General features: G+C 37.0%; 12 protein-coding genes and 1 pseudogene. 5 read left to right on the forward strand and 8 right to left on the reverse strand.

Going from position 1 to position 18029, the window contains the following annotated elements; genetic code table 11:
• Positions 1–16: 16 nt before the first annotated feature.
• The 3 genes from ACJAZP_RS05090 to ACJAZP_RS05100 are packed head-to-tail and all read right to left on the reverse strand — an operon-like array spanning position 17 to position 2788.
• Complete coding sequence (locus ACJAZP_RS05090; protein ID WP_415229653.1) at positions 17–655, reverse strand: 2-dehydro-3-deoxy-6-phosphogalactonate aldolase; 639 nt, start codon at positions 653–655, stop codon at positions 17–19.
• On the reverse strand, positions 639–1592 hold the full coding sequence (locus ACJAZP_RS05095) for a 2-dehydro-3-deoxygalactonokinase (protein WP_415229654.1): 954 nt from the start codon (positions 1590–1592) through the stop codon (positions 639–641). Before ACJAZP_RS05095 ends, ACJAZP_RS05090 begins: the two co-directional genes overlap by 17 nt.
• Before the next feature lie 50 nt (positions 1593–1642).
• Positions 1643–2788, reverse strand: coding sequence for a mandelate racemase/muconate lactonizing enzyme family protein (locus tag ACJAZP_RS05100; RefSeq protein ID WP_415229655.1), 1146 nt, complete (start codon positions 2786–2788; stop codon positions 1643–1645).
• A 909-nt stretch (positions 2789–3697) separates the two neighbouring features.
• Here ACJAZP_RS05100 and mgrA point away from each other — a divergent pair.
• A complete protein-coding gene (gene mgrA / locus ACJAZP_RS05105) occupies positions 3698–4711 on the forward strand; it encodes an L-glyceraldehyde 3-phosphate reductase (RefSeq protein ID WP_415229656.1) in 1014 nt (337 codons plus the stop codon).
• Positions 4712–5056: 345 nt separating this feature from the next.
• On the opposite strand, the pseudogene ACJAZP_RS05110 reads toward mgrA, so the two are convergent.
• Positions 5057–5233 (reverse strand): annotated as a pseudogene (locus tag ACJAZP_RS05110) (IS630 family transposase); the annotation flags it as partial.
• Between the two features lie 580 nt (positions 5234–5813).
• On the opposite strand from ACJAZP_RS05110, the gene ACJAZP_RS05115 reads away from it, so the two are divergent.
• From ACJAZP_RS05115 to ACJAZP_RS05130, 4 genes are all read left to right on the forward strand, one after another.
• Positions 5814–6527, forward strand: coding sequence for an IclR family transcriptional regulator (locus ACJAZP_RS05115; RefSeq protein ID WP_415229657.1), 714 nt, complete (start codon positions 5814–5816; stop codon positions 6525–6527).
• 972 nt (positions 6528–7499) lie between these two features.
• Positions 7500–8477, forward strand: coding sequence for a Bug family tripartite tricarboxylate transporter substrate binding protein (locus ACJAZP_RS05120; protein ID WP_415229658.1), 978 nt, complete (start codon positions 7500–7502; stop codon positions 8475–8477).
• A 71-nt stretch (positions 8478–8548) separates the two neighbouring features.
• Positions 8549–8995 carry a tripartite tricarboxylate transporter TctB family protein gene (locus ACJAZP_RS05125; RefSeq protein WP_415229659.1) on the forward strand — a complete coding sequence of 149 codons (447 nt, stop codon included), beginning with the start codon at positions 8549–8551 and terminating at the stop codon, positions 8993–8995.
• 8 nt (positions 8996–9003) lie between these two features.
• The gene (locus tag ACJAZP_RS05130) at positions 9004–10485 is read left to right on the forward strand and encodes a tripartite tricarboxylate transporter permease (protein ID WP_415229660.1); all 1482 of its coding nucleotides are present in this window, start codon (positions 9004–9006) and stop codon (positions 10483–10485) included.
• 329 nt (positions 10486–10814) lie between these two features.
• Here the strand turns inward: ACJAZP_RS05130 and ACJAZP_RS05135 are convergent, their stop codons facing one another.
• From ACJAZP_RS05135 to ACJAZP_RS05150, 4 genes are all read right to left on the reverse strand, one after another.
• Entirely contained in the window at positions 10815–13892 is a 3078-nt protein-coding gene (locus tag ACJAZP_RS05135; protein ID WP_415229661.1) for a hypothetical protein, read from the reverse strand.
• Positions 13889–16129, reverse strand: a complete 2241-nt coding sequence (locus ACJAZP_RS05140; protein WP_415229662.1) for a hypothetical protein — start codon at positions 16127–16129, stop codon at positions 13889–13891. Before ACJAZP_RS05140 ends, ACJAZP_RS05135 begins: the two co-directional genes overlap by 4 nt.
• Complete coding sequence (locus ACJAZP_RS05145) at positions 16110–16694, reverse strand: hypothetical protein (protein WP_415229663.1); 585 nt, start codon at positions 16692–16694, stop codon at positions 16110–16112. The genes ACJAZP_RS05140 and ACJAZP_RS05145 overlap by 20 nt, the downstream gene beginning before the upstream one ends.
• A gap of 733 nt (positions 16695–17427) precedes the next feature.
• On the reverse strand, positions 17428–18029 hold a 602-nt coding region (locus ACJAZP_RS05150; protein ID WP_415229664.1), incomplete at its 5' end, for a transposase.

Below are 18029 nucleotides of genomic sequence, written 5' to 3' on the forward strand. Positions count from 1 at the left end.
GAGACTATCTATAAAATTACACTGCCAAACTACCTTGATAAGCTTGAACAAATAGTTGTGCATTCTCTTTTATGGTTTCATCGGACATGTTTGGACTATATAAAGAGGCACCTAAGCCAAACCCCTTCGCTCCCAATTCCATCAATGGCTTGAGGCTTTCGATGGTGGGATTAATACCTCCTACTGGAAAGCAGAGAGTGTTTGGCGGTAATACTGACATTAACGCTTTAAAACCACTCATTCCCAAGGCGGATATAGGGAATATTTTTATACCCGTTGCACCCGCTGCGAGTGCAGAGAACGCTTCTGTTGGTGTTACTATTCCGGGGAATGTTGCGCATCCAGCTTGTGCTCCCGCTTGTACGACTTGCTCGTTGAAGTTTGGTGTTACGATAAGGTTGGCACCTGTTGCAATAACTTCTTCAGCCTGTTTTAAGGTGGTGACAGTACCTGCACCGATAAAATAATCTTTACCAAATCTTTCAACTAAACGCTTAATACTGATTAATGCGTCAGGGCTATTTAACGGGATTTCGATCATGGTGAAACCCGCTTCTATTAATATTTCGGTAATTCGAATCACATCTTTTGGCGCTACGCCGCGAAGAATAGCTATAAGTGGAAGTTGCTGTTCTAACTTAAATAGTTTTGACATTGTTCATTTCCTTTTTTATCTGATTCATTCCTGAAATAAAGCATTCATCACCATCAACAAAGTGATTATCAATACCTAATTCATTGCATGCTAAGGTGTAGCGTTGAGCTATATTTCCTCCTCCAACGATGAAGATGGGCAGAGGCGGGTTAATTAATTCATGACGGATTAAAGGTAGTAATGCGTAGAGTTCATTGCCGATTAATAGACCCGATAAATAATCCAAGACATCATTTTCACTAATAGTATTAAACAAGCGATGTGTTCGGGCTAAAAATAACGTACTAGTAAAATACTCGGTTTGGCCTTCTCTAACGCCGCGATAAAATTCATCGCTAATAATTTTTGTTGTTGTCGTCGTAATACCACGGCCAAGGATGCTGAATTTTGATAGAATAGAATAAAGCTCTCCGGTCATATAAGTAGAAAAACTTAGTAGTTTTCCATCAATGATTTTCACATGTTTGCTGTGAGTGCCAGGTAATATTACTAGACAATTTGCTAGCTCAGTGTGTGCCATTAGCCCCATCAACTGAACCTCTTCACCACGCATCACATCATGTTTATCGTTTTCATATTGGTGGCTAACACCAGGTATAATTGAGACAGGTGCTCCCCATGAGGAGGTGAATTGATGACAGTTTTTTGTTAAATAAGGTAAAGATGCTGGTGTTGCAATGTAGCCTGCATCGATCCATCCGCACATGGAGCCCACCATTCCACCCATATAGATGGGAAGATCTTGGTAATCATCTAACCACTCGGTAAGTAACTCTTTTAATTGTGCGTCAAATTGGCCCTCTTGAATCTGCAATAAGCCTAATTCTCTCTTTATTTCATCCACCGGTTCGCCGTTATCATTCATAGCAAATGCGCGAAAATTTGTTGTTCCCCAATCGATAACTAACCAACTAATATCCGACATTAAATTTTCCACTTGTTGAATCCTTGCACTTTTATTTATCAGAATTAATCCAATGCCCTAGATTAATTGACCTTGTAATTTTTAATAATATCTCGATTGACTTCAACCCCAATGCCAGGAAGGGTTGGGACTTTAACTCTGCCGTCAATGAATTGAATGCCATCAAAAATCAGATCTGTTCTAAAAGGGTGTGATGATTGGTCGAACTCTAACATCGGTTCTGTCGGATTTAATGACAATGGCGTTGCAGGAATAGATGCAATAAATTGTAGCGATGCAGCGATACCAATGCCGGATCCCCAAACGTGTGGGATCATCATGGTATGGTTTGCTTGGGCGAGTGCCGCTATCTTCTTACATTCGGTAAATCCACCTGCAGAGCATAAATCAGGTTGAATAACATCTAAGGCTCTTGCGTTTAACCAAGGATTAAAGCCCATTTTCCCAAATACTTGCTCACCAGCAGCAATATATGTGCCCGAGAGATTTTTTATCTGTGTGTAACCGACTAAGTCTTCAGGTGCTAATAACTCTTCTAAGAAATAGAGGCTGTATTTGTCTACCTCTTTAATTAATTTTCGTGCAGTCGCTAAGTTATAAGCGCCATTAGCATCTGCCATAATTCGGACATCATTGCCCACTGCTTCGCGCACGGCTTTGATTAAATTAATGTCTTCTTGGAGACCAAATCCAATTTTCAATTTAAATGCAGTGAATCCATTCTCGATATATCCTAATGCTTCAGTAATTGAGTCTTGGGGATAGTTGCCATCTTTCACGCGATAAAAGCCAGTTGCATAAGGAGTGATCTCTTTTCTGAACGCACCACCAATTAACGCATGAATCGGTTTTCCAACCGTTTTTCCTATCACATCCCAGAGCGCAATATCGACACCACTAATGGCATTTACCGCAGCTCCGGCTTGCCCGTAAGGGCGTGTATGGTTGTAGAGTGTTTCCCAAATGACTTCTACATCAAACGGGTCACGATTGAGTAATAAGGGTTTGAAAACATGCTCAACAATCGATGCGGAAATATGTGGCGATTGCAGGCCATGGCATAATGACTCTCCCCAGCCAATGATACCTTCATCGGTCACTATTTCGATAATCAAGGAGCTGCGTTCGTGCACCCAGCCTTGGGAGAAGTAAAAAGGTTTATCAAGTGGTACTGATATAGCGTGAGGAATAACATCAATGATTTTCATATCGTGCTCTCATATTATTTTACAAATGTTTATAACCGTTTATTTATTGAATATTTTTTTAGCAAAATGCTTAGTGCAGAAGCTATATTTCAGAGCCCTAATCAAATAAAAAGTAAAGATACTTTTTATTTGATTAAGTCAGTTAATGGATATAACTATTTATTTAAAAAGTTTTTTGTATTGAATTTGGTAATGAGTATGAACATGATAAGCGATATTTTTCGTGATCAAAACGACATTTGATGTTCTAGGAGTAACTATCCCACAGCGTGGGATAGTTAAAGGGAAATGAGATTACAAGAGGCATTGCGTAATTTTTTAATTTAATATCGCTCTATAGGTTGTATCTTTATAATAATTAATAAGTTGAAAAATAAACATAAATGACGGTTGCGATGTATTTAAAATTTGGCCATTCCACTTGAATAAATTCATTGCTCAAAATGCCGGTGTTCTGCAACAGAAGTATGTGTATTACTTGAACATGACCAGAGAAGTACGATAAGTGAACAGGTTATGTGAACCAAATAACCACATAACGGGGGAAAATTTCACTGCTGGATAATTTGAGCAAACACACAATCATAGGGTGTTCTTTAATGTAAGGCCTCTTCAATAATTACAAGCAGATAAAAATCATACCTTCAATTATTTTTTAAATACCTTTAAATAAGCGTAATTGGGAAATCGTACTCTGCTTCTTCATTTGCATGTACTTAATTGAAGTAAAAGAGGAGGGTAGTATGAGGGAGGCATGTGTATGTGGTGTATGCTGATTTAAGTTCCAATAAATAGACGTACATGAACAGGTAAAATTATGATCGGTAAACCAACTACTGCAATTAGCCCGCAAGCCTTTAATTTAATAGTTTGATTGTAATTTACATTGACAAATTGAGAGAGAATAACATGATCGAACATGAAACTAATCCAATATATGTCGCGAACGTTGATCGCTACAAATCGATGCAATATCAACGTTGTGGGCGCAGCGGGGTGCTACTTCCAAAACTAGCCTTAGGCTTATGGCAAAATTTTGGTGCGGTTGATCGCCTTGATAATGCACGCAATATGTTACGTAAAGCCTTTGATTTAGGTATAACCCATTTTGATTTGGCAAATAACTACGGTCCAAATTATGGTTCTGCTGAAAGTACCTTTGGTTCTCTTTTTAAGCAAGATTTCAAGTCTTATCGCGATGAACTTTTTATTAGTAGCAAAGCGGGTTATGACATGTGGCCAGGGCCCTATGGTCAGGGTGGATCAAGAAAATATCTCGTTTCAAGCTGTGACCAAAGTTTACAGCGTACAGGGGTAGATTATTTCGATGTTTTTTATTCACATTGCATGGACTTAGAAACGCCACTTGAAGAAACCATGATGGCATTAGACTATATTGTTCGCTCAGGCCGGGCACTGTATGTGGGAATTTCTAATTATCAGCCATCGCAGACAAAACAAGCGATTGCGATACTTAAAGAGTTAGGGACTCCGTTGCTGATTCATCAGCCCCGTTATAATATGCTTGATCGTTGGATTGAAGATGGTTTAACTGATTTATTGTTGCAGGAAGGGGTGGGATCAATTGTTTTTTCACCGTTAGCACAAGGCGTGCTTAGCAATAAGTATCTCAAGGGGATTCCGGAAAATTCGCGTGCAGCACGCAATGAACAAAGACACCTTGGCAGTAAAGACATTACACAGGAAAAATTACAAAAAGTGCAGGCATTAAATGCTATCGCACTGACTCGTGGGCAATCACTCGCACAAATGGCTATTGCATGGACATTACATAACAAAGCGGTCACAACGTGTTTGATTGGTGCCAGCAGCCCAGCACAAATTGAAGATTCACTACTCGCTTTGAATCATCTAAATTTCATAACTGATGAGATTGCACAAATTGATGCCATTATTCGTTAATTTTGTAATGAAGACGAATACTATCCAGTTGTAGTCCAGAGGTCATAAATGACTAAGTCGTATAATACGGTTGGGTAATTTATGATGTCGATGCCTTAACTTAAAACGCAAGAATAAAAAATTTACCTGAGGTTTTTAAAAAGTAGTTAAAAAAGTTGAAATCTAAGTCATTGAAGATTGTTGTATCAGACTAGCCTGCATCAAGAAAATCAGATGTGTGAGCTTATATTATACCAATTCCATTAATTAATTCCCCACTTCTATCTCGCCTCTTAATCAGAGCGTTTCCAAAGTCTCTACATCACTGATGACGCTATTCCACACTTGCCTGCATTTATTAACTATATACGGTGCAATTAATGTATCTGTGGCACCCGCCGCCGGACATATCGCTCCAAATAGATAAGCGTATTCAAATTGCTGATGTTTAACCGGGCGTGGACGAGTGCCTTTTTCTGCCCAAAGGCGAGTTGTCGTATTTTGTTGACCAAACCGGGCTTCATCTTGAAAGCAGATATCAACCTCAATAATGCTACAGAGCTTATCTGTATATTTACCTGACGAAGCAATAAGAAAACGATGTCGCCATAGAAATGCCGTCTTAAGATTAATATTGTAAATGGATGTGGCTTCTCGTAACGTTAGTTTCAATTCCATGCAACGTGTATATTCTTCCCAAATATGACAATTATGCAGTTTAGCGAAAGGTATTTGTCTTACTACTAAAGCTTTTGTGGCAGTTTTTACAATAATCACCGTCTCTCCCATTTATTATAATGCGAGGAATGGCAGTGAGGTCACTGGGATAAATTATCAAATATAGGCTGAAACAACTCATTAACAGTAATTTCTGCCTGCGTTGCCTGAATTTAGCGGTGAACAACCTCTCTTTAAGTTGGTGTCATCACTAATAAATCGTCAGTTATCAGGTTAAGTTGGTTGACCAATGAATTAGTATCTATAGCCTTTACCTTCAATAAGTTATGCCCTATTATTGTCAATGTTTAGCAAGTATGAGAAATCTGGTTAATGGTTTATTATTTAAATTTCCACTCTTATATTTCTTATTAGTTTATTTATCACATTATCATAGGCGGAACTTATGACGACTAATTTAGCGCTATTCAAGGCCATTGAAGTTATTAATGCAATAGCTGCAGGCAACCGAAATCTAAAGGATGTATGTGCATCCGTAGCGTTTCCTAAATCGACAGTACATCGAATATTGCAAGGCTTAATTGATGCACGATATATTCGGGATATGCCAGGAATAGGGCTAGTCCTTGGTACTCGCATAATACAACTGGGTAATATTGCACAAAATGATATGCCAATAAAAGAAATTGCTCACCCTTTTTTACGTCTTTTATCAGAAGAAACAAATGAGACAGTGCACCTTGGGATTAAAGATGAAGATGAAGTTTTTTATTTAGATAAAGTACCTGGTAATCGTTCTATTCAACTTAGATCAAAAATAGGAGATAGATTACCATTGGCTTCGACTGGAGTAGGTAAAGCGCTGATGCTTGACATGCCTATAAGAGAAATTCATCGCTTAATTAAATCACAAATTAAAAAAAATCCAGATGAGATTATACAGCGAATGAAATCCTATGTGGCAAAAGGATACTGTTTTGATTTAGAAGATAATGACGACCTTGTCTATTGTGTTGCAGTACCGATTCGAAGCCATAATGAAAAAATTATAGCCTCAATATCAATTACTAGCGTTAAAGAATATATGCCCATAGATCGTATGAATAAACTCGTCAGCGTATTAAAACGCTATGCAGAAGATATTGAAGATTTAATATGAGATTCGGCAATGCGCTAACCCAGAGAATCAGTGCTCAACTAGATCCGCCCTTTATCGAAGCCCATCGGTTTATACCCGTTGCCAATCAGATTTTTTATCCTGTCACTAGCTCGTACACCCATACAAGGTCTAATATTTTTAACTTTTGAGAGCTCGCAACTTATAGTGCAAGCCATTATAAGCATCTTCGTTATTAGAAAGCTTCGATGGAAGTAGTTATATATTAATTTTATTTCAATAAGCGCCAACTCTGCTCATGGGAATGACTGCTAAAATCGACTAAATCTCCTACAAGTATATTGATCGCTTCTATCGCTCTGAATCATTAATCTAACTTTTAAGCACCTTATATTAATCGCCAGCAGTGCTACTCGCCTAACAAAATAAGCCTAAAAAGTCTTTGACTGGATTTAATCAATCTAGCTCGATAAATTGACAATGCATATTCAATTCCAATAGCCAGTGTGCAATTTATAAACCTCAAACTAAAGAACAACCAGCATATATCGAAGGTTTCCTAAAGGTATTTTAAACCTGAGAAAATATAATATCTCATAAAAACGTGACGGACGTTCTAAATGTAGGGACTTTGGTTCCATATTCTGGGAAAATGCGTTTTTCGTTCGAAATGATTGTATATTCATCGTTCAGTTAAGCAGATGTTAATTAGTTGTAATAATAAAGTCAGTGTTAGTTATACCTTTAGGTGTAACGACTGCTTCAATTTTCGCAACTGATATGGTCGCTCTATTGTTAGCTGAAATGTAAACATCGCTGTGGAGTGAGAGAAACCAGAGGCAACAGGAGATGAAATCGTTTGCCTCGAATCTATAAGTTGGAGTATTTAACGTGAATAGGTCAGTATTGGTACAAAAAAAATAAAACCAAATAAATACAGTCACTTACGCTTAATCATAAAATGTTTTTATGATTTTTAACAAATGTAAAAGATATTAATATAAAGGAATGAACATGAAAAAATCATTTTCGACATTGAAAAAATCATTTGCGATATTATTGTTATCATCAATGGTTACAGTTGGCTTGTCTACGGCCGTTAGCGCGGGTACTTATCCGGATGGACCTGTGAAAATTATTGTTCCATATTCAGCGGGAGGAGGTTCAGATAGTGTCAGTAGAGCATTAGCTGAAGCTATAAAATCTGATTTTCCTGATGGAATAGCGGTAGAAAACAGAACGGGTGGAGCTGGCTCTGTTGGCATGTCATATGGTATGCACTCAAAAGCAAATGGAGATATTTTAACAATGGTTGCACCCGAGTTAGTCATGCTTCCTCATACTGGAAATGGTGGTGATATTGATTATAAAAAATTTATACCTTTAGCTATTGTTAACTCGGGTTACGCAGCAATTACTGTACCTTCTGATTCTCCATATCTGACATTAGCTGATCTATTAAAAGATGCTAAATCTAATAATTTACTTTTTGGTAATTCTGGTATTGGCTCTATCTGGCATTTAGCAGGAGCTGGAATGGAACAAGCAGCTGGTGTTGAGTTTACTCATGTACCATTTAAGGGGTCTTCAGCTGCTATTACATCACTTCTTGGTCATCACTTAGATGCAGTCTCTGTTTCTTATGCAGAAGTTGCATCACAAGTGGAAGCAGGAGCGCTAAGAACATTAGCTGTATTAGCGCCAAATAGACTAGCTGATAGTCCCGATGTTCCAACTGCAACAGAACTTGGTTACGACGTGGTGATTGGTACATGGAGAGGTTACACAGTACCTGTAGGCACCCCGCAAACGACAGTAGATTATTTAACAAACGCTATTTTAAAAGCAGTTAAAACAGATACTTTTATTAAATTTATGAAAAATACTAATAATGATATTGAAATTATTGATTCTGAAGGTTTTGCTAAAAAACTAAAAAGAGAAGATGATTTTTATAAAAAATTAATTTCAAGTTTAGGTCTTAGTAAGTAATAAATAGACCTATAGCACACTGATTTTTTAATGTGCTATAGGTCTTGATAAAGGATTTAAGAGAGAATTATATGAGAAAAGCAAAACTGATATTAGCAGCTGTTTTTATCGCTTTATCATTATTCATTATTACATTTTCACTTCAGTTACCCCCTTCAAAGAATGGAGTTCCAGGGCCTGGGACTTGGCCTATCTTAATATCTATTATCATGCTTTTTTCTGCAATCACGGTTGGTATTAAAGCTTTTAATGAGAATGGGGAAACACCATTAGACATAGTGGGAAATGATCAAGTTAGAGTTTATATCGCCATGATTTCATTGGTTATTTATTTAGCAGGGATGAATTTCATTGGATTTGTAGTATCCACATTTGTGATGCTATATGGTTTCATAACATGGTTTGGTAGTTATAAATGGTATTTTAGAGTCATCTCTGCTTTTGTCATCACAGCAGTTGTCTATTGTGTTTTTCAATATGTTTTAAAAGTGCCATTTAGATTTGGTATACTTTTTTAGGAGTAGTGATGTTAGCTGAAGCATTAAACTTGGTTTTACAACCATCTGTACTTTTATATATCGTACTAGGAGTGACAGGTGGTATGTGTATCGGCTGCCTCCCTGGTCTGACAACTACGATGGGGGTTGCTTTAGTTTTACCATTAACTTTTGGAATGGACGCAACACCGAGTATTTTATTATTAATTGGGGTATATGTCGGTGCTGTATATGGTGGTTCTGTATCAGCGATTCTGCTTAATACTCCAGGAACCCCTGCTTCGGCAGCTACAGCCTTAGATGGTTATAAAATGGCATGCAAAGGAGAAGCCGGCCGGGCTTTAGGGATAGCTACAACGAGTTCATTTATAGGTGGAGTTATAAGCTGTATTTACCTCATTTTAATTTCCCCTGTATTAGCTAAATTTGCGCTTAGATTTAGTGCCCCTGAATTCTTTATGTTAGCACTATTTGGCCTTTGTATTATTTCAACTATATCTGGTAAGTCAATGGTGATTGGTTTACTGAGCGGTACTTTGGGAATCCTTATTGCGACAATAGGAATCGATGATATTACCGGCACAATGCGTTTTACTTTTGACAATATGAATCTTTTTAGTGGCATAAATTTTATTCCAGTAATGATTGGCCTATTTGCAATGAGCCAAGCTTTTGTTGGCGTCGAAGATATTATGAAGAAGACTGCATCTACTGGAAAAATCACACATGTTTTTCCTAAACGTTCAGATTGGGGGTTAATATTTAAAAATAGTATACCTTTTGGATCTTTAGGAGCATTTATAGGTTGTATTCCAGGCGTTGGTGCTGATATAGCTTCTTTTATAGCTTATGGTCAAGCAAAAAGTGTATCCAAACATCCAGAAAAATTTGGAACTGGGATACCTGAAGCAATCTCAGCTCCAGAAGCTGCTAATAACGGTGTAACAGGAGGAGCGCTTATACCAATGTTAACACTCGGTGTTCCTGGTGATGCTGTTGCAGCTATAATGATAGGGGCATTAACTGTACAAGGTTTACAACCGGGACCTTTATTATTTCAAAATGATGCGCCAATTGTGTATGCGATTTTTATAGGCTTACTGATTGCAAATGTTTGCATGCTTGTACTGGGTTTAAATAGTGTTAGATTATTTACAAAAGTATTGTCTGTTCCAAAATCAATACTTGTACCTACAATATTTCTTTTATGTTTTGTTGGTTCATACGCTTTGGCGAACAACATATTTGATGTGATCATTATGTTGTTCTTTGGAATAGTTGGTTATTTCTTTCAAAAAATTGAGATGTCAGCATCACCTGCAATATTAGGGTTGATTCTTGGCCCTATGGCTGAAAGTAATTTTAGAAGAGCATTATTAATGGCTAGGGGTGACTTTGGCACTTTTCTTTCTACAGGTATTTGCTGGGTATTCTTTATATTAATAATAATATCTTTACTTTTGCCATTTATTCGAAAGAGGTTGTCACAAAGAAAAGGCAATAGTGTGTAAGAGAAAACTCAAATTAAAACTATAGTTCGTCATGAATTAGTTTTAGTTTTTTCCAGAGCGTAAATAAAATTCACAAATTCATCAAGATGTTTATTATCAATATTTGCGAAGTAACTTCAGTTATGGATAAGAAACCCCCTGTGTCAGGATAGTTGTCGCCTCTAATTTTTAGTTAGAGGTAATTATAATGAAGAGAAAATTTAAATGGTTAACTTTGGCTTGAGTATTCCGCTTGGTAGCCTTTTAATATCCGCAAAACAAAAGATGCTTTCCTAATGAAAATAGCTCACTGAAATTACTCTATGTAGGAGTATTAAATGCATCGGAGCTTATACACCCGTTTTTCTTAAGATCACAAACGACATATACATCAGGTAAATAAGTAGATGTGAAGAATATTTTTCTATCTTACCGCTGTTTATGTATTGTTTTTCGCTCGGACTGATTAGCTCTAGCCTAATTGAACCTTTACCACTTCGGCCACTTTGTGTTCCCTGTTTTTCTTCTGTGGTTGTCATGCCTTTCAAGATATTTTGCCACTCCGGTTTAATAGTGCTGGTATTTATGTACAGTTTAACTGCACGCCAATGGGATTTTGGTATGGCAAACTGAAACGTTTCAATAAAAGTTGCCAGTTGGAGTGGGGAGTTAAAGGTTATTCCGGATTTATTGACAGAGGTGTGTGATAAGCAATAGATCATCATTTCATTAATATCGGCAGCATTTTCTTTATAGTTGTCCCGTAGAGATTTTATGAATCGGTCCGCATATTTTATCTCGTCTTTTGTCTTGAGTTTACCGGGAATAAGGGCATTCTTTCGTTGTTTTGAAAAATGACGGGAAAAATTGTTTATGTCGTCTTTGTTTTGATTTAACGGGCTTTCATTATTACGTTTATCACTTGAATTAATAGATAGAGACTTTAAGTAGTTGGCATTAGTCAGCCACTTGTCGATAGTACTTTGCTTTAAACGGAAGCGATAAGCTAATGTGTCTATACGCTTACCACCAGAAATAGCTTCTAGCACCAGATAGCAGATATTTAAATTAATTGTTTCTCCTGACTGAGAAGCTAAAGAGATACCATCTATGACCACTTGTTTAACTTCTTTTGCGATATCTTTTATGCCGAGAGATTTTTTTAAAAGTGTTGCACAGTCTTCCTGTGTTACTTTTTTCTTTTCTTTGAATAGTGCTTGAAATTGTCTTCTTGAACAAAGCCCTTGTGATTGGGCTTCTTTTAATGAAATTGATGTTTTTTGCTCTAGATAGGCTGGATCTGCAAGTAGATCACTTAAATGAAAATAGTGTTCGAAAGTAGTATTAGGGCTTTCATGACCAGCAAATGCTGCTATTTCCCAATAACCGTAACTAAGGCCTGCCTTAAACAATAAACGTTTTATTATATTAGTTTGCTCTTGTGAGTATGGGGAAAAATTGGGGAGTAGTGATTTTGGATCGTTATGCTCTAAAATTAATTGAAGGCGACTGATACAGCTATGCCTTAGATGATAAAATACTAGATGCTTTTCACCGGAAAGGGCCCTTAGTACTTTTCCTACATAATTGGAGAGAGTAAACATGTTAAAAGGGCAGTGGATATCTTCCCCCATTGTTAGTAATGGGGAGGCTTTTGTTAAATTTAGGCTTTTTTTGTAACCAAGATATTCTGACACTATTTTATGTTCATCTTCTAAAAGGAGAGGAAATAAAGGCAGCTTGCGAAGGCCGCTAGCCGTTTTATTATCTCCAAAGTTATTTGGTCTAATTTCAATCCAGCCTGTTGCGGAGTCTTCTAAGTTGTTGATCTTTAATTTATAAAGTTCAGCCATACGAAGAGCACAACGGTATCCGATAATGCAGATTGTTTGTATTGCCAATCGATCTATATTATTAAGATCGCTCAATTGTTCGATGTGTTTCAATAACGCCTTAAAAAGGTATTCGTCAACAATTCCCGCCCGAGTATGACTTTTGCCTCCATCTATATAGAAAAAATTGTCACTTAAAGCCGGTAGCTCTAAGAAAGGTAAAGCAAAAGCATGTAACTCTTTTAATCTTCCTGCATAATATTTTTGCGATTTGGTTGTAGAGTGATGATTGATTTGTTCTTGGTAAATTTCCTCCAGATCTACGGTAGAAAGCTGTAAAAGAGAGTATTTGGTGTTCATTAGGCACCAGTATTTAATCTGATTAAGCATGTATTGATTAACTGTTTTAGCAGAGCAGCCGTGGGTTTTATGTATTAACCATTGAATAAATACTTGCTGCCATGGTTCAAGATTGTATAGGGAGAGTAATGTTTGTAACCTTATATTGACGGTTTCAGAGGATACTTTTTTACCGTTTTCATTGGGAGAGCAGGCTTTTTTTAACTTACTGATATATTGGTTTTCTTTTAGCGACAGTCCGCTGAGTTTAAATGTGTTTTTATATTTATGAGAAACCGTAACATTTGTAGAAAAATAATAAAATGATGTAGACTGAACTGGGTGTACTGCCGCGGTTATCAGTCGTTTTAGATTCGATGTCGGTAGTGAGTATGAATGAGTGCGGCCAACTCGATACTCCAGTAAGGCTTCGCTAATATTGGGGTTACAGTGTCTTTCGTACCAAAATGCGGCGCAGGAGCAAAAAGCTTGAATAGCAATTGGAATATTCTTGTGTGATGGGAAATTATTTACCATGACGGCAAAAAGTTCTTTAGCATTCGAAGGGTATTGCCAGTCTGATTTATCTAGTTTCTGCCATAGCTTAAGTTGCCCCTGCGTTTTTAATGAAAGGTAACACTGGTAAGTGGTTATTGGATTCCCATCTTGGTGGTCATTACTATTAAGATGGTCGCTACTTAGCTCTAATGATACAAAAGTATGACCAGAAAACCCTTGTAATAGCAATGTTTTTGTAGATTGTAATAGCAGGTTGAAAGACTTTATTATATCAATATGGCAATGTCCTGAATCCATCAGCAAAGAAAGTAGAAGTGATTGGTAGCGAAAGTTAACATCTCGGCATTCATCTCTAATATAAGCGTCTTCCCATTGTTGATAACTGTCATGGAGTGCCCAAGCCCCCTTTAACCAACGTGCGGTTCTAAGTTGAGCGGAGGGTTTATTTGTGATGAGGTGGGATGGTGGCGAATACTCCCAGTTATGCTCTTGCTGATATTTTTTTATCAGGTTGACGGCATGATTAAAAGCTAAACGATAGTCTTTTTGCTGTCCAAAAGTGTCCATCAGACTTTGGCTAAATTTATCCCAGCCTGAGAGGAAAATGGACTCTGAAGGTGGAATAGCGGGATTCGGAAAGCTTATTTCTAAGAGTTCGGTAGATTTAATTTTTACAGCTTCAATATGTTTTATATGCTTTTGGTGCCTAGCCTCTTCTCCTACTTTATGAACATTCATTTAAGCTCTCCTGATAACAGATTTGTGATATGTACTTCTAGTAAATTGCGAATACTTTGTAGCTCTTTTCTGCTTAATTGGCTGAATTGGGCAAATGGTAATTGGTTTGAATGGATGTGTCCCATCCAAGCGCCAATCAATTCATCTGAAATATCCTGGCTAAATAAAAAAGAGCGTAGATAATGGCGAGCCCAGTTTTCTGGAAAAGGAAAAATTTGCTTTATGTGCTGCATATAAGTGGATGGCTTAGTTTCTTGTATTGTCTCTTGGTGTCGATAAAAGGAAAAAGGCATATCTCCTTGAATAGATTGCTTGTATCTAAGTGTTAGATCAGCATCTGAGTGAGAAAAATAGATAACGGCTTGCTCACAATAGTTGATATATTGCTGGATATGAATAAGGACAATTTTAGGTAGCAGCACGGTTCTACCAGTGTATCCGAGAGCTCGCTCTTTTTCTGCTATGCGGTATTCTCCTGATGCAAAATGAATATCATCGAGGCTGCCAAACCATCCGTTAACAGGGCGGTAGCCGCTAACAATACTCAACATTAACTGTAGATAAAGCAGTCTTCTGTTATGCGACTTTTCTGAGAAATAAGCCGTGTGGTTTGTAGGTATGTTTTGGAGTTCAAAATACATTTGTGAAAAAAGAGACTGTAAGGTCGAGTCATCAACAAAGAGTGGAGAGCCTAAGTTTTTCTCCGTAAGTGTCGCATCAATGTTTTCCCTATCATCTAAGTAATTTGTATCACCTGCATTACCTATATGAGTAAGGTACCTATCAAAAATAGAATGCAGTATTTTATAGGGAATATGAGTATAAAAACGAGCAGGTTGATTTCTAACATCATAACCAGTGATTAAGTCAATTATTGTGCAATCTATGCCGTTCGTTTTTAAAATCTGTGGTAAATAAGATGATACTTTACTTAAAGATAGTTTAACGCCACAATTTTTATTTAGAGAGGATAAAAATTGTTTCAGGTCATTTTCTTTCACGCCTCTAAATTCAAAGTTTTTTAGGCTGCTGACTAAATTAAGAGGTAAAAGTAATGGGTAATCTTCAGTAACTTTTTTCAATAATGGCTGCACTCGCTTATTTAAATTGTGGCTTGGAAGCCTAAAATTTCGTTTTATTCCAATAATGCTGCCAGTGTTTTTTCTAAAAGCTTTCCAATGGGTTGTTTCTTCAAAGGAATTGCCTGTTAATAACATTAGTAGCAGAGCCCGAGTCGAGTGTTTATGTTGATCATCATGCCTCAGAGAGGTTATGCAAGCTGAAACAAGGGTGTGTAATTCGTAAGGCGTTACTCTGTATATGTCGCAGGTTAGCTTCATACTTTTTTTGCGGATACATTCATTAATTGCTCTAGCTTGTATCGCTTGTACAGCGTAGTCTTTCTTTATATGCACCGGAGAGGAAATTACAGTTAGCGTTCTCGATGTTGTTGACAGTTCCTCTTCTTCAACCCAAGGAGAATCACCATTGTGGTTTTCTCCAAATTTTAATTCCTTTATTTCGGTTACAGAGGTGTCTTTATCATCATCCAAGTACTGTTTTTTTGATGATTGCAGTCTCCCTTCTTTTTTAAACTCTCTTGGACTCACATCACGTTTAATTCTCTCTTTGTGATAATAAAAATTTCGATATGAGGTTTTTATTTTACTTAATTGGCTTGGTATTGAGGAGGTACTTAGTACTTCTACATGTTGTAATTTTTTAAGATCATCAATTAATGACGAAAAATCAGTTATTAGTACATTTGGCAAATAGCTTGTTAAATCTTTTCTCTTTCCGAGTGCGCACTGACGTAGTTCGTTACATAATGCATCATGCTCATGGTTACCTTGGCAACTTAACTGCACCATAACCAATAGTGTTAGTGCTTTATATTGGTCATACTGTTTCTGGCAATAGTGTGCATGTTTCACTGGTACGGAGATAAATGCGGTTATGTAATCAATGAGCAATAGATGATTAGCTTTTATGTTCTCATAAACAACTGACAACTCAGTTGACTCCTTCCTTCTATGTCTCCTAGCTTCTTCAATCAAAGAACCTATTTCACTAAAGTGAAGTATATATTGAGGCAGTATCATTGAGCATAAACGGATTACTTCATTTGCGATTGCGCTGTTTTCAGGTTTAGACAAACAAAAAAGGCTTTGGAAAAATTTATTTTTGTTTTCTTCTCTGCTAGCTGTAGCTGTAGCTTTAGTTTCTGTTTTTTTCATTAATCAATTTCTCGAATATGTCTGACTGGACATTATTTTGCACGAACTCTGGTAGCTCTGGGACGTCTGCTTTTTTCTGTTTTTTCAGACCTGAGATACTTAATGAAGTGCATTCTGCTAAATGCTTTTGAGTTACTTTTTTAGAAGAAAAGAGTTTTTCAATGATGAAATCGGGTGCAGATTCGTTGAATGATTTTCGAAATGATTCCAGCTGACTTTCTTGTATTGAAGATAATATAGTCCTGATCACTCCTGCCCATGCTGTAAACTCAATTTCCGTATCCGTCAGATTTTCATGGACAATTATAATGTGTTGTTTAATATCAAACTGGCTGATGGAAAAGCCTAGTATTTCAAACCCAGAGAAGAGGAAGCATTTTTCTGTTGATGGATGTATTACTGAAAAAATTTGACCATGCTGGATAGCTTCTAATGCATCTATTCCTAGATTGGCTTTGTCAAAAATGAATGGTTGGGAATGAAAAAAATGATACGCATCAGATGCGCGGGGATGGAGTTCTATTGATAAGTTTTTCTTTTTACGGACAGACAAAAACTTAGCCAAAAGCAACCTCTCTCAAACAAAAAGAGTACCCAAAGTATACCTTTTGTCGTGACCATTATATTAAGTGTCGTTCTAATATGGGGTAAAATGGTTTTAATGTCAATCGTATAAAGTTCCTTTACTTATTGATATATAAGGAAGTATATATATCATCAATAACTTCATTAGGTATGGTGTAAGCCTTCCAAGCTGATAATGTGGGTTCGATTCCCACTGCCCGCTCCAATTATTCTTAGTAATAAGAATCTCAAAATCAACCTCTTCTGGTTGATTTTTGCGTTTAAGCCTGTCTAAAAAAATCCTAAAATAATTTCGCTGAGCAAATAGTGTCCAATCCGTTTTACATTATAAAAAGGAATAAGGATATGGGATTGCAGTGTTAAAGTTGAAATTTCACCACAATCTTACTGAAATGGTTTTAATCTTATCTTTATCAGTTTTGTAATAATTAGCCATTATCAGCCCTTTCTAAAAACTGTTTCACCTTTATTTTATTGAGTATTTTATTGAGGACAGCCATATCTTTAATATCTTTAGACAAAGGGTGTACTTGCCATGCAGAACACACCTATTGTTCATCTTTACGAAGCATCACCACAAATATATTAGCCTTAAAACGATTTCCAGCTTAAATGGTGAGAATTGCGATTAAATTTAACTAAAATATATTTTGAAAACAACGGCACTCTTTAGCTAACTGCTAATGTTCGATTACCTAAAAATGAAAAGGAGCTTAATGGAGCATACATCGTAATTTGTTTTGGCCTGATACCCAACACCTGCCAGTATGACCGGCAAACTGCGCTAACTCTTCCAGTGACCCAACTGCACCGTGGTAATCTTTGCCAAAATGGCAGGCTAATTCTAACCACGTATCGCTCTCTAAACCTAACTTGCTAAGTAAACTGGGTATCTGGTTTGAAATAGCGCCTTGTTTATCTTCCCGAATCACACGGCCAGTCCAATCAACTAGCTCTAAATAATCGATTAAAGCGTAAGGTATCCCTTGAGGCTGTGCGTTACACTCGCCAGCAACAAAGCCAAATAAGGGTTTATCTTCTAGAGTTGAGTTACTTTTTTCATCGTGACTGCATGTGCCATGAATACGTTCAAAAATAGACGTAAATTCAGATGTTTCAACACTCTCTGCCATTTCTGCTCTAACGGGGTTTAAATCAACATAAGCCATGCACGTTAACAAGGCTTGCTCATCAAGCAAAGCTTGTGACTTAAAACGCCCTTCCCAAAAGCGGCCTGTGCAATTATCTTCGACATTGGCTTTACGCGCGATAAATTCATTTAACGAGCGCATAAACCAAGAAATATCAATTAATC

It is taken from the genome of Psychromonas sp., assembly GCF_047632955.1.
In the GTDB taxonomy this organism is placed as follows: Bacteria; Pseudomonadota; Gammaproteobacteria; order Enterobacterales; family Psychromonadaceae; genus Psychromonas.